This is a genomic window from Sphingobacterium sp. UBA3519 (assembly GCF_002377215.1).
In the GTDB taxonomy this organism is placed as follows: Bacteria; Bacteroidota; Bacteroidia; order Sphingobacteriales; family Sphingobacteriaceae; genus Sphingobacterium; species Sphingobacterium multivorum.
The window spans coordinates 118,692-131,177 of record NZ_DFPI01000001.1; the positions used below are offsets into that span (position 1 = coordinate 118,692).

Annotated in this window: 12 protein-coding genes and 1 tRNA gene; 6 read left to right on the plus strand and 7 right to left on the minus strand. The window is 38.4% G+C overall.

Features of this window, described 5'->3' with window-relative positions; genetic code table 11:
• Positions 1-79 precede the first annotated feature (79 nt).
• The gene (locus B3297_RS00535; RefSeq protein ID WP_286778259.1) at positions 80-1,063 is read left to right on the plus strand and encodes a hypothetical protein; all 984 of its coding nucleotides are present in this window, start codon (positions 80-82) and stop codon (positions 1,061-1,063) included.
• 160 nt (positions 1,064-1,223) lie between these two features.
• Positions 1,224-1,970 (plus strand): copper homeostasis protein CutC, encoded by a 747-nt coding sequence (locus tag B3297_RS00540; protein ID WP_286778260.1) that lies wholly within the window; start codon positions 1,224-1,226, stop codon positions 1,968-1,970.
• 33 nt (positions 1,971-2,003) lie between these two features.
• Here B3297_RS00540 and B3297_RS00545 read toward each other — a convergent pair whose 3' ends face one another.
• Together B3297_RS00545 and B3297_RS00550 are read right to left on the minus strand one after the other, a co-directional pair.
• Positions 2,004-2,183, minus strand: a complete 180-nt coding sequence (locus B3297_RS00545; protein WP_046671880.1) for a hypothetical protein — start codon at positions 2,181-2,183, stop codon at positions 2,004-2,006.
• A 33-nt stretch (positions 2,184-2,216) separates the two neighbouring features.
• Positions 2,217-2,287, minus strand: a tRNA-Cys gene (locus B3297_RS00550).
• Positions 2,288-2,736: 449 nt separating this feature from the next.
• Here B3297_RS00550 and B3297_RS00555 point away from each other — a divergent pair.
• From B3297_RS00555 to B3297_RS00565, 3 genes are all read left to right on the plus strand, one after another.
• Entirely contained in the window at positions 2,737-3,369 is a 633-nt protein-coding gene (locus tag B3297_RS00555) for a porin family protein (RefSeq protein WP_070562978.1), read from the plus strand.
• 116 nt (positions 3,370-3,485) lie between these two features.
• Complete coding sequence (locus tag B3297_RS00560) at positions 3,486-4,622, plus strand: AI-2E family transporter (RefSeq protein WP_083295825.1); 1,137 nt, start codon at positions 3,486-3,488, stop codon at positions 4,620-4,622.
• Positions 4,623-4,675: 53 nt separating this feature from the next.
• Complete coding sequence (locus B3297_RS00565) at positions 4,676-5,302, plus strand: outer membrane beta-barrel protein (RefSeq protein WP_070562975.1); 627 nt, start codon at positions 4,676-4,678, stop codon at positions 5,300-5,302.
• Between the two features lie 213 nt (positions 5,303-5,515).
• On the opposite strand, the gene rpsJ is transcribed toward B3297_RS00565, so the two are convergent.
• The 4 genes from rpsJ to rpsL all read right to left on the minus strand — a co-directional run bounded on the left by rpsJ (position 5,516) and on the right by rpsL (position 9,055).
• Positions 5,516-5,821: a 30S ribosomal protein S10 gene (gene rpsJ / locus B3297_RS00570; RefSeq protein ID WP_028070501.1), complete on the minus strand. Its 306-nt coding sequence runs from the start codon at positions 5,819-5,821 to the stop codon at positions 5,516-5,518.
• A 78-nt stretch (positions 5,822-5,899) separates the two neighbouring features.
• A complete protein-coding gene (fusA, locus tag B3297_RS00575) occupies positions 5,900-8,023 on the minus strand; it encodes an elongation factor G (RefSeq protein ID WP_070562972.1) in 2,124 nt (707 codons plus the stop codon).
• A 131-nt stretch (positions 8,024-8,154) separates the two neighbouring features.
• The gene (gene rpsG / locus B3297_RS00580) at positions 8,155-8,622 is read right to left on the minus strand and encodes a 30S ribosomal protein S7 (RefSeq protein WP_046671863.1); all 468 of its coding nucleotides are present in this window, start codon (positions 8,620-8,622) and stop codon (positions 8,155-8,157) included.
• Between the two features lie 19 nt (positions 8,623-8,641).
• Positions 8,642-9,055 (minus strand): 30S ribosomal protein S12, encoded by a 414-nt coding sequence (rpsL, locus tag B3297_RS00585; RefSeq protein ID WP_002993550.1) that lies wholly within the window; start codon positions 9,053-9,055, stop codon positions 8,642-8,644.
• Positions 9,056-9,640: 585 nt separating this feature from the next.
• Here rpsL and B3297_RS00590 point away from each other — a divergent pair.
• Positions 9,641-10,060, plus strand: coding sequence for a hypothetical protein (locus tag B3297_RS00590; protein WP_083295824.1), 420 nt, complete (start codon positions 9,641-9,643; stop codon positions 10,058-10,060).
• 121 nt (positions 10,061-10,181) lie between these two features.
• Here B3297_RS00590 and rnr read toward each other — a convergent pair whose 3' ends face one another.
• Positions 10,182-12,314 carry a ribonuclease R gene (gene rnr, locus B3297_RS00595; RefSeq protein ID WP_201638564.1) on the minus strand — a complete coding sequence of 711 codons (2,133 nt, stop codon included), beginning with the start codon at positions 12,312-12,314 and terminating at the stop codon, positions 10,182-10,184.
• Between the last annotated feature and the right edge of the window lie 172 nt (positions 12,315-12,486).

Consider the following 12,486-nt stretch of genomic DNA (forward strand, 5'->3'; position numbering starts at 1 on the left):
CTAATTTATTTAATACTATTTAATTTTAAGTATATTTAATATGCTGTATTGTAGCCAATACAGTGTAAATGTATTAACTATGTTAGCATCTAGTTTTGTTGATTTCTTTAAGAAGAGGAGGTCCTATGTCCTTTTTTTAGCATTGCTATTGGTATGCAGCTTGCCCATGTGTCATGGCCAATATAAGCTGAAAGATTCTACAAAATTTATAAACGATCAGTTGCCCAGGTATCTCGGAAGAATGGGGAAGATTAAGTCTAGAAATTATCCCCTAGGTGGTCGTGAAGCAATCTTGCGAATATTACTGAAAGACTATTACGTGTATAGATTGGTGTCAGGAGAGGATAGTATGGATAGGGAACGTTATCCTGCTTTATGGAATTCTCTTTCGATACAAACATTTAAAACGCTAAATACGCGTGATATGTTTAGTTACTGTATGCTTGCACCTGAGTTTGAGATGCAAAATTGTGGTTCCTTGGGGCGGTTGAAAGGTCAACATATATTTGGAGTCTTTTATCGAGGGGACATACCGCTGGAATATTGGAGCAAAAGACAGTTGGTTGCTTTGCATGGAAATAGAGATTCTGTTGTACGGTATGTGGACCAGATGTGGCCTACACTCGATTTCATTGGTGAGAATACCAAAGATTTAGCGGTTGAATTGATGATGTGGGAGTTGATACCAAAGGTGTTGGATAAGTTGGTTCTGACACCAACGGACAACGATCTGTATGCTCTATTGGTGCAAATAATGATGCGTCTGAAATTCAAACCTTTTGAAGATTCTGCTATTTATGAGCAATTGTATGGTCCGGAATCTTATATAGGAAGTCGAATTGAAAGCAATGCAGAAAATCGGAATGACATTATGAAACTCGCGTGGGAATGTTTTGAAACGCTAAATACATCGCCTGGCTTCCAATTGCCAACTTATATTAAACGGGAGCGTTTCTTAGACCCTCCTTCTTCAAGGGAGCTGTCAGGTGGCATGAGTACCTCAAAAGGACCAGATTGGAAGTGGAAAAAAGTAGAGGTACATCATTATAAGCTAAAGTTGTAGATCTTTGTCTAGAAGCAAAATTTACCATGAAGGTAAAGTATCTTTGTAACTGTAGTCTTTTCTAAAGCTTATACTAGTTTGACCATAAGTAGGGGAGTAGGTTATTTCCTTTTTTTTTACGTTATTCGCGTAAACGAAAAATAGCTTAAGATATAATATAATGAAGGAAAAGGCAATTGGAAATTACCAACTAGAAATCTGTTCAAATTCCGTAGCATCAGCAATTGAAGCCGAACAAGGAGGAGCGACTCGGGTAGAGTTTTGTCAAAATTTACAAAATGGAGGGACTACACCTTCGTTTGGTCAGTTGCAGTTAGTGCGGGAACTGGTGAATATTGGTATTCATGTGCTTATCAGGCCGCGTGGAGGTGATTTCCTTTATACAGAGACCGAGATCTTAGAAATGATTTCAGATATTCAGTTGTGCAAGGAATTGGGGATAGATGGTGTTGTAATAGGTATTCTTAACGCAGATGGTACGGTGGATAAAGTGAATACTTTGCGATTGGTGGAAGCTGCGCGTCCCATGCATGTTACCTTTCATCGTGCTTTTGATCGCGTGGAAGATCCTTTTCAGGCATTGGAAGATGTCATTGAACTGGGGATAGATCGTATTTTGACATCTGGTCTGCAAAATTCTGCTTTAGCTGGAGCTCCATTACTCAAACAGTTGGTTCAACAAGCAAATGGCCGTGTTGTAATTATGCCTGGTGCAGGTGTCGATGCAGCTAATATAGTTCATATTTTAGAGCAAACTGGTGCAGTTGCAATACATAGCTCAGCGAAAGAATTGCATGTGTCGAAGATGAGGTTTAACCAGAGTCAGGTCAATGGAATGGATGAGGCACAGTGGATTAGCTCAAAAGAAAAAGTCCACCAAATGGTGGACCTATTAAAAAGCCTTTAAAGTAGTACTTTAAAGGCTATTAAATTCTTCTTACTACTTAGCTTCTGAAGCTAATTGATTTAAGATAGCATCGTTTTTAACGATTTGGTTGCTAGCTTTCATTTTTGATCTAGAACCTAACTCTACGTTAGTTCCTAATTTCAAAAACTGAACTTCAACACGTGAAACAGTTTTATTTCTTCTATCTTTTCTTTTTAAACGTGTAACTCCCATTTTGATAATATTTTTATTGTTTAAAATAAAACGAGGTCGGAAGCGGATTCGAACCGCTGTAGGAGGTTTTGCAGACCTCAGCCTAGCCACTCGGCCATCCGACCCTATTTTTTTCCTTTTGAAGGTCTGCAAAAATAAAACTTATAATTGGAATTAAAAAATCTTTATGATAAAACTTTTATGTTTTTAAGCATTGGTCTGAAAACCAAGCTGGTATTTTGCTGTGTGATCCTTTGAGCGATAGTCAGCAGCAACATACCGGAGGGTTTTCAGCTTGGGATAACCAAGACGTTTTTGATAAAGCACTTTCCTCGGTAAAATCAAACACCGAATCCCTTGCAGCTCGCCATCAGATTGAAATAATACGCCAATCACTGTATCTTTTAAAGGACAATGCTAAATCGTGAAAAGATACTTTTTTGTGATGTTTTACTTTGTAAATTAAAGGCTTATGGATTTTGGAATAGATATTGCAAATGGGAATGTAATAAATCTCATACAGGAAATTATGAGATTAAGTGATAAAAGAAGAAAGTAAATTAAATTAGGAAACATGAAAAAACTATTATTATCTGCAGCAATTTTATTTGGTTCATTAGGAGCCTTTGCACAAGGTGGATTGGGATATGGACTACGTGCGGGGGTAAATATTCCTAAATATTCATTTGAAAATGGAAGTTCTGAATCTAACACGGGTTTTTTTGTAACGGGTTATTTAGATGCACCTATTTCTCCAAACTTTTCCATCCAACCGGGGTTGTCTTTGCAAAATAAAGGTGGTAAATATACAGCAACTTCTGATAACGCTACAGGTGAGTTAAAACAAAGTATAATGTCTTTGGATATCCCTGTAAATGCGGTTGCTAAATTTCCTACGGGAGGATCTGGTAATTTCTTTATTGGAGCTGGCCCTTACGTGGGATTTGCACTTAGTGGTAAAAATAAATTTGAGGCAAGTTCAAATAATGCTAGTGTAAAAAGAGAATGGGATGTAAAATTTGGTAGTGGAGATGGTGATGAATTAAAACGTACCGATTTCGGTATTAACTTCTTGGCAGGCTATCAATTATCAAACGGTTTTCAGATTAATGCTGGTTACGGACTTGGTTTAACTAATTTATCTCCAGTATCTAACCTTTCAACGAAAAACCGTGTTTGGTCTGTGGGTATCGGTTTCGGACTATAAGAAATATAAGTACTTAAACTTATTATGAGGAAAGAGTCCCTGCATTTGTGGGGACTTTTTTATTGGATTAAACTTAAGTCAACCGAAATTGTTATTTTTATTCAAAAGATTGCTGCATGAAAAGATTTCTTCCTTTACCCTTTTATGTTAAACTTGTCAGTGTATTGATCAGTATACTTTTATTGGGATATTTGGCAAAGATCGGAGATACCATACTTATTCCCATGATTTTGGGCTTGTTGTTTTCGCTGCTGCTGATTCCGTTAAGTAATTTTTTGGAGCGAAAGCTGCGGTTCCCAAGGACATTGGCTGGCATATTGAGCGTTATTTTATTTTTCGGTGTGTTAGGTTACGGACTTTTTCTATTAGCTTCTCAGCTTACACTCCTTAAAGAAGATTTCCCGGCTTTTAAGCAACAGATTATGGATGGTGTGGGCAATTTACAGACTTGGGTGAGCCAGCAGTTTGGAATACAGCATAAAGATCAGATTGATTTTATTAATAAAACAGCATCAAAATCCGTTGATTCGGGAACTTTATTTTTAGGTACTGCATTGGTTTCCCTGTCGTCGATGTTTATTCTGTTTGTCTTTACCTTTCTTTACACATTCTTCTTACTGATATATAGGGGACATATTGTCAAGTTTCTTTTATTTGTCAACCGTATAGAGGACCGACCTATTGTCCTGGACGTCGTTCAACAGGTTCAGTATGTCGTCAAAAAATATCTTATTGGCCTACTGATCCAAATGAGCTTGGTTTCCCTTTTGGTCTTTATTGTCCTTTCTTTAATTGGGGTAAAATACAGTCTGCTTTTGGCATTGATTACTGGCGTATTCAATGTGTTGCCTTATGTTGGTATTTTCTCCTCAATGCTCATCATTGCCATTCTGACGTTTGCAACATCTTCTTTTACCCATGTCGTCCTGGTCATCATCGCCCTCATTATTATACATATGATCGACAGCAACTTTATTGTCCCTAAGATTGTGGGTTCTAAGGTGAAAGTTAATTCGCTGTTTGCTATGCTCTCCATTATTATTGGCGAAATGGTATGGGGTATTTCCGGTATGTTTTTGGCGATTCCTATTTTGGCGATTGTCAAAATTATAATGGACCGCATTAAGGAGTTAAAACCTTGGGGATTTCTTTTAGGGGAAGAAGATAGTAAGGATGACGTTTACAATGATATGTACGCGACCTTGCACCATGAACTTCCCCCTTCGACTGAAATTGATAAAGAAGCCGAATAGTTTTTTTATTACTTTTGCCCGCTATCTCAAGCATAGCGAATAAAAGTAATTATATGAAGAGAATATTATTAACCACATTTGCCATTGTGGGAATGACAACCGGGCTTCAGGCTCAAATGTCTTTCGGCCTTCGTACGGCAGCCAATTTTGCAAAGGAAGTGAGATATTCAAGCTATGGAAGCTCGGCCTATCCTGCCATTACAAGATTACATGTAGAAGCATATGTAGAGCTTGCATTGCGTAATAATTTTGCTTTGCAACCTGGTGTGGCTCTTCAACAGACAGGATCCAAAATGAGTACAGGTTCGCAAAATGGTGAAATTTTGATGGATGGCTGGCGTAAGGTACAATATCTTGAAGTCCCTTTAAACTTAATGTATTACTTTCCTCAAAATAATTTTGGACAATTTTTTCTAGCTGGGGGACCATATACAAGTGTTGCAATCTCTGGGAAAGAGAAATTTTCTAGGACTGTAGAAGAAATTCAGTTTGGGACTAGAAAAAATAGCAATGAGATGAAGAAATATGATGCTGGATTAAATTTTTTAGCGGGATTTAAATTAACAAATGGCTTTTCGGTGCATGGCGGATATGGGTTAGGTCTTTTAGATATCAAGCTAGATGATAAGATTAGTACCTATAATCGTGTATTTTCAATCGGACTTGGTTATCAGCTATAATTTTAATTGGTCGAAAAATGTCTTTCACCTCATGTTTTGGATTTATTAGTTTCATGAGGAATATTTGCGCAAACAAAACCTTCATGATTCCGCGGACAGCAACAGCAATGGAAGCCGACTGAAGGTTTCTTTCTGGCTAATAATATCAGACACATTCACAAAAAAAGGGCTTTTCTTCCGAAAGGCCCTTTCTTTTTCAGTGATTGAAATCTATCACACTTTGATTTCTACTTCAACACCTGAAGGTAATTCAAGTTTCATCAATGCGTCAACAGTTTTAGCGTTTGATGAATAGATATCCAACAATCTTTTGTAAGCACATAATTGGAATTGCTCACGTGCTTTTTTGTTAACGTGTGGTGAACGTAATACCGTGTAGATTTTTTTCTCAGTAGGCAATGGAATAGGACCACTAACAACTGCACCTGTAGGTTTTACTGTTTTTACGATTTTTTCAGCTGATTTGTCAACCAAATTGTAATCGTAAGATTTCAATTTAATTCTGATTCTTTGGCTCATAGTATATGATATTATTTAAAAATGACCGCTGATTAGAGCTATTAACAACCAGCGGTCGGTTTATTTTTGAGTTCTATATTATTCTACAGAACCTTTGATTTTACCTTTTGATTTTGCAATCACCTCATCAGCAACGTTACGAGGAGCTTCTTCGAAGTGATCAAATTCCATCGTAGATGTTGCACGACCTGAAGTGATTGTACGTAATTGCGTTACGTAACCGAACATCTCAGAAAGTGGAACCAATGCTCTGATTACCTGTACACCGTTACGTGAATCCAAACCTTGCATTTGACCACGACGACGGTTTAAGTCACCCATTACATCACCCATGTTTTCTTCTGGTGTTAAAACCTCTATTTTCATAATTGGTTCCATTAACACTGGAGAACATTTAGGCAAGCCTTCACGGTATGCTTGACGAGCAGCTAATTCGAAAGACAATGAATCTGAATCGACAGCGTGGAATGAACCATCAATCAAACGAACTTTCATTCCTGATAATGGGAATCCTGCTAATACACCATTTTTCATTGAAGTTTCAAATCCTTTTTGAACTGAAGGGATAAATTCTTTAGGGATTTTACCACCAACGATTTCATTAACGAATTGAAGCGGTGATTTTGTTAAATCGAAATCTTCGTCCGCTGGAGAAATAACAACTTTGATATCCGCGAATTTACCACGACCACCGGATTGTTTTTTGAATACCTCACGGTGCTCAGTAGTACCGTTGATAGACTCTTTGTATGATACTTGAGGAGCACCTTGGTTAACCTCTACTTTAAATTCACGTTTCAAACGGTCGATCAAGATCTCTAAGTGAAGCTCACCCATACCAGAGATAACTGTTTGACCAGTTTCTTCGTCAGTTTTTACAACGAATGTAGGATCCTCTTCAGCCAATTTACCAAGACCAATACCTAATCTATCAACGTCAGCTTGAGTTTTAGGCTCGATCGCCAAACCAATTACTGGTTCAGGGAAAGTCATAGATTCAAGAACGATAGGTGCTTTTTCGTCACAAAGAGTGTCTCCAGTTTTGATGTCTTTGAAACCTACAACAGCACCGATATCACCAGCCTCGATGAAAGGGATCGGGTTTTGTTTGTTTGCGTGCATTTGGAAGATACGAGAGATACGCTCTTTGTTTCCTGAACGTGTGTTCAATACATAAGAACCTGCATCTAACTTACCAGAGTAAGCACGGATAAAACATAAACGACCTACGAATGGGTCAGTCGCAATTTTGAAACCTAAAGCTGCGAAAGGTTCGTTTACCGATGGTTTACGGAAAATCTCTTCACCTGTATCCGGGTTAGTACCTTTTACAGCTTCTACATCAAGCGGTGAAGGCAATAATTCCATGACCAAATCCAACATAGTTTGAACACCTTTGTTTTTGAAAGATGAACCACAAACCATAGGAACGATAGAGTTATCCAATACAGCTGCGCGTAATGCATTTAAGATCTCGCGCTCAGTCAATGAATCTGGATCTTCGAAGAATTTCTCCATCAAAGTCTCATCATAACCAGCTACTGCTTCCAATAATTTCTCACGGTATTCAGCAACTTCGTCCAACATATCATCAGGAATAGGAACTTCAGTGAAAGTCATTCCTTTGTCGTGTTCGTTCCAAACGATACCACGGTTGTTGATCAAGTCAACTACACCTTTAAAACTATCTTCAGCACCGATAGGCAATTGCAAAGCAACTGCATCAGAACCTAACATATCTTTAACTTGTTTTACAACTTTCAAGAAGTCAGCTCCTGAACGGTCCATTTTGTTAACGAAACCGATACGAGGTACTTTATACCCATCAGCTAAACGCCAGTTTGTTTCAGATTGAGGCTCAACACCATCAACAGCTGAAAACAAGAATACTAATCCGTCTAGTACACGTAATGAACGGTTTACCTCAACCGTGAAATCCACGTGTCCAGGAGTATCGATTACGTTTACTTGGTATTTGTTGTTACGGTAGTTCCAGAATACTGTTGTAGCAGCAGAAGTAATCGTGATACCACGCTCAGCTTCTTGCTCCATCCAGTCCATTGTAGAAGCACCTTCGTGAACTTCACCAATTTTGTGGTTTACACCTGAGTAGTAAAGGATACGCTCAGTTGTTGTAGTTTTACCAGCATCAATGTGGGCAGCGATACCGATATTTCTAGTGAATTTTAAATCTCTTGCCATAATATTTTTAAGCAGCGGACCTTAATGGTCTTATGTGTTTAAATGTAATGTTAAATAAGTACACCGACCTTGATAAAAGATTGTTTTTATCGGAGGTCGGTGTAATCATATTTTTTTGAATGTCTTCAAAATTAGAATCTGAAGTGTGAGAACGCTTTGTTAGCTTCCGCCATTTTGTGCGTATCTTCTTTCTTCTTAACAGCAGCACCTTCACCTTTAGAAGCTGAAATGATTTCTCCTGCTAATTTTTCGAACATTGTTTTTTCACCACGTTTACGAGCGTATGAAATTAACCATTTCATACCCAAAGCGATTTTACGATCTGGACGAACTTCCATAGGAACTTGGAAGTTAGCACCACCAACACGGCGTGATTTAACTTCAACAGCAGGCATAACGTTGTTCAAAGCTTTTTTCCAAGCTTCTAAACCGCTTTCTTGTGTTTTTTGTTCTACTAATTCTACTGCATCGTAAAAAATAGAATAAGCGATAGATTTTTTACCATCCACCATCATATTGTTTACGAAACGTGTTACCTGAACGTCATTAAACTTTGGATCAGGTAAAATGATTCTCTTTTTCGGTTTTGACTTTCTCATTTTTCTTTCCTCCGTTTAATTATTTCTTTTTACCTTTTGCTGGAGCTGCAGCTGCTTGTCCTGGTTTAGGACGCTTAGTTCCGTATTTAGAACGACGTTGGTTACGACCTGCTACACCTGAAGTATCTAATGCACCACGGATGATGTGGTAACGTACACCTGGTAAATCCTTAACACGACCACCACGAATCAATACGATCGAGTGCTCTTGTAAGTTGTGACCTTCTCCAGGGATGTAAGCGTTGACCTCTTTTCCGTTTGTTAAACGTACACGAGCTACTTTACGCATTGCTGAGTTTGGTTTTTTAGGGGTAGTAGTATATACACGTGTACATACACCTCTTCGCTGTGGACATGAGTCCAACGCTGGTGACTTACTCTTATCAACCAGAGCTACTCTACCTTTTCTAACTAATTGTTGAATAGTAGGCATTTACCTGTTTTTGTTTATAAATTTTGTACCTTAAATATTTTAAGTTCGCAAAGATACTGATTCTCTTTTGAATATGAAATAGTTAGTGTATAAAATTTAGATTATTTTTTGAATTGGCGCTGCTCTTTTCTGGAATATACCCATGCCCTTCTTTATTACCTCTTCATGCTTCTTTATTATCTCACTATCCTAATGACCTGGTCGCCCTCTCCGGGATGTTTAGCCTGTAGTCCAACATCTTCATCATTTGTACGCTTCCACTATCAAACTAATTTGTCAGCCACTTATGCTGTCATATGTTGCCAAAATCGAAGAGATAACTCCTTATGCTTGGTTGTACAAAAATATAGACGATTTTAGGGGGGGCGAATAGCCACTCAATGGGGTGAATAGGTTTTTTCTTATATCTGCCGTAAGCTGTTCTTTCTCTGTGGAATATTCTTTAAAAACAGCCTTTTTTCAAAATTTCTCTTCTACTGGTTTCTGAGTATATTGCCTGCTTTGCCTGTTTTTGCGTTCTGTTTGGCAAAGCGTTTGATAAAAACGTATAAATATTTAGTAGAAACAAATTAATGTATTCAAGTTATGAAAATCAAAATGAAATTAATGTATGCAGTGGTATTGGCCTTGGTCACTTTCGCTTTTGTTGGATGTTCAAAGGACAAAGATGAACCTATCCAAACAGGTGGTAGCATCGATGCAGCTGTAGGTACGTATAAAGGTAAATTGGATCTATCAAACACAACTGGTCCTATGTTTGATAAAATCGTGACGGTTACAAAAGTATCTGACAACACACTCAAAGTTGAGATCGGGGACAAAGCATTAAAAATACCAACGAAAGAATTTAAGGTTATTAATAATATGAATGTATCGATTCAAACAGCAGGTGTTTCTCCCGAAGGAACATTCTTGTTTGATGTAAAAAATAAGACCCTTCTTTGCCAGGGAGAGAAAACAAGTGCAACAGAAGTCTTTTATACTTTCGAAGGAACGAAACAATAACTTTTTGTTTCTTATTCCAATGAAAAAGCGGTATTGACTAAATTCAATACCGCTTTTTCATGTCTTAAATCCGATTGGGTACGTTTAATAAGCTCGTTGGACCAGTTATGGTGGTTTTATATTAAGACAATAACGTAAAATCAATCTGCCGTTTATCCAGATCTACTTTCTTTACCCGGATTTGCACCTCATCACCCAGCTGGAATTTCTTTTTCTTCCGTTGACCAATAATGGCATAGTTCTTTTCATCAAGTACGTAAAAGTCATCGGTGATATCCCGCAGCCTGACCATACCCTCACATTTATTCTCTTCAATCTCCACATACATACCCCATTCTGTAACACCTGAGACAATACCTGTATATTCAGTGCCAATCTGATCCTGCAAGTATTCGGCCTGTTTGTATTTGATCGATGCACGTTCGGCTTCAGCTGCTTTTTTCTCCATTTGGGAAGAATGCTCGGCCATCTTCTCATAATGTTCCGCATTGATTTTGGTACCTCCCTCCAGATAGAATTGCAAAAGACGGTGTACCATCACATCGGGATAACGACGGATAGGGGAGGTGAAATGGGTATAATAATCGAATGCCAATCCATAGTGGCTTGTCTTCTTTGTCGTATAGATCGCCTTGGCCATCGAACGTACAGCAAGCGAAGTCAGCATATTTTGTTCTTTGCTGCCTTCTATTTTGGTCATCAAAGCATTTAAAGATTTTGCTGTTTCCTTATCGGTTTTGATGGTTAATTTATGGCCAAAACGCGCTGCAAATTGAGAGAACGTCGTCAGCGTCTCCGGATTAGGTACATCGTGAAACCGGTATACAAACGTTAGCTTGTTTTTTCCGCGCCCTTGTTTACCGATAAACTCGGCAACTTTACGATTCGCCAATAGCATAAAATCTTCAATCAGCTTGTGTGCATCCTTACGGACCTTGGTATATACCCCGGTAGGTTTGCCATTTTCATCCAAAGTGAATTTTACTTCTTCACTTTCAAAGGCTATTGCACCATTTTTAAACTTACGTTCCCGAAGAATATAGGCCAGTTCATTTAATTTCAGAATCTCTTCACTGAAATCGCCCGATTTCGTTTCAATCACCTCCTGTGCTTCTTCATAACTGAAACGGCGGTCCGAATGAATGATGGTGCGGCCGAACCATTGATGGTGTACATTGGCTTTTTCGTCTAATTCGAAAACAGCCGAAAAGCATAACTTATCTTCATGTGGGCGTAAGGAACAAACGCCATTAGAAAGACGCTCCGGAAGCATCGGGATAACACGGTCCACCAAATAGACCGATGTACCACGGTTAAATGCTTCTTTGTCCAATTCTGTATCGGGTATCACAAAATGCGAAACATCCGCAATGTGAACACCGATTTCATAGTTGCCATTCTCTAATTTTTGAAAAGAGATGGCATCATCGAAATCTTTTGCATCCGCGGGATCAATGGTAAAGGTTGTAATGTTTCTAAAATCACGCCGCTTGGCAATTTCCTCCTTGCTTATTTCTTCTGGAATTTTATTCGCTTCATCCTCTACTTTTTTAGGGAACTCCAATGGGAAACCATAGTCGGCCAAAATAGCGTTCATCTCGGTGTTATTTTCCCCTTTGGTGCCCAAGACATGTTTAACCGTTCCAACAGGATTCTTGCTCCCGCTTGGCCAGTCGATAATCGACACGACCACTTTTTCTTTGTCCTTGGCTCCATTCAGATTGTCCAAAGGAATAAAAATGTCGTGTAGCATCTTGCGGTCATCCGCAATAAAAAAAGCAAAATTGTTGGAGATGCTGATTGTTCCCGTGAAATCAGTCTTGGCCCTTTGCAGAATTTCAACGACTTCACCCTCTTTTTTGCGGCCACCTTTTCTTTTTTCGAAGGTATGGACCTTGACAATATCGCCATGGAGTGCCTGTCTAAGTTTCCGTGGAGCGATATAAATATCATTTTCAAATTCGTCATCCGGAATTACATAGGCAGAACCATCGGCGGTCATATCTACTTTCCCTGTGACATACACTTTGAGTTGCTTCAAATTAAATTTGCCTCGATCCACCTCAATAAAAAGCCCATTCCTTACATTGTCATGTAAAATATCGGCGATAGCGACTTTCGAGTCGTTATCGTTGAGGTTCAATTTTGACGAAACTTGTTTATAGTTGAGGGGCTTATTACCCGATTTTTCGAAAATATCGATAATCAGTTGTGTTAACACCTCTTTATATGGATTTTCTTTTCTTGTTTTCATTCACTTATTATTTATTATTATTCATTTACATTGGTCTTTTACAGCCCAATGGATCCTTTGACTGGCTACGATAATGGATTTCAAAAAAACAGTCTTTACCACAGATTACGAGCGCTGTACATCAAGATCGATGCCAATACAATATACGAAAAAAACTGCATTTGACAGGACA

Bases quoted from the DNA above. Each gene is read 5' to 3' on its own strand.
- B3297_RS00535 (WP_286778259.1), top strand. From the start codon at position 80: ATGTTAGCATCTAGTTTTGTTGATTTCTTTAAGAAGAGGAGGTCCTAT.
- B3297_RS00540 (WP_286778260.1), top strand. From the start codon at position 1,224: ATGAAGGAAAAGGCAATTGGAAATTACCAACTAGAAATCTGTTCAAAT.
- B3297_RS00545 (WP_046671880.1), bottom strand. From the start codon at position 2,183: ATGGGAGTTACACGTTTAAAAAGAAAAGATAGAAGAAATAAAACTGTT.
- B3297_RS00555 (WP_070562978.1), top strand. From the start codon at position 2,737: ATGAAAAAACTATTATTATCTGCAGCAATTTTATTTGGTTCATTAGGA.
- B3297_RS00560 (WP_083295825.1), top strand. From the start codon at position 3,486: ATGAAAAGATTTCTTCCTTTACCCTTTTATGTTAAACTTGTCAGTGTA.
- B3297_RS00565 (WP_070562975.1), top strand. From the start codon at position 4,676: ATGAAGAGAATATTATTAACCACATTTGCCATTGTGGGAATGACAACC.
- rpsJ (WP_028070501.1), bottom strand. From the start codon at position 5,821: ATGAGCCAAAGAATCAGAATTAAATTGAAATCTTACGATTACAATTTG.
- fusA (WP_070562972.1), bottom strand. From the start codon at position 8,023: ATGGCAAGAGATTTAAAATTCACTAGAAATATCGGTATCGCTGCCCAC.
- rpsG (WP_046671863.1), bottom strand. From the start codon at position 8,622: ATGAGAAAGTCAAAACCGAAAAAGAGAATCATTTTACCTGATCCAAAG.
- rpsL (WP_002993550.1), bottom strand. From the start codon at position 9,055: ATGCCTACTATTCAACAATTAGTTAGAAAAGGTAGAGTAGCTCTGGTT.
- B3297_RS00590 (WP_083295824.1), top strand. From the start codon at position 9,641: ATGAAAATCAAAATGAAATTAATGTATGCAGTGGTATTGGCCTTGGTC.
- rnr (WP_201638564.1), bottom strand. From the start codon at position 12,314: ATGAAAACAAGAAAAGAAAATCCATATAAAGAGGTGTTAACACAACTG.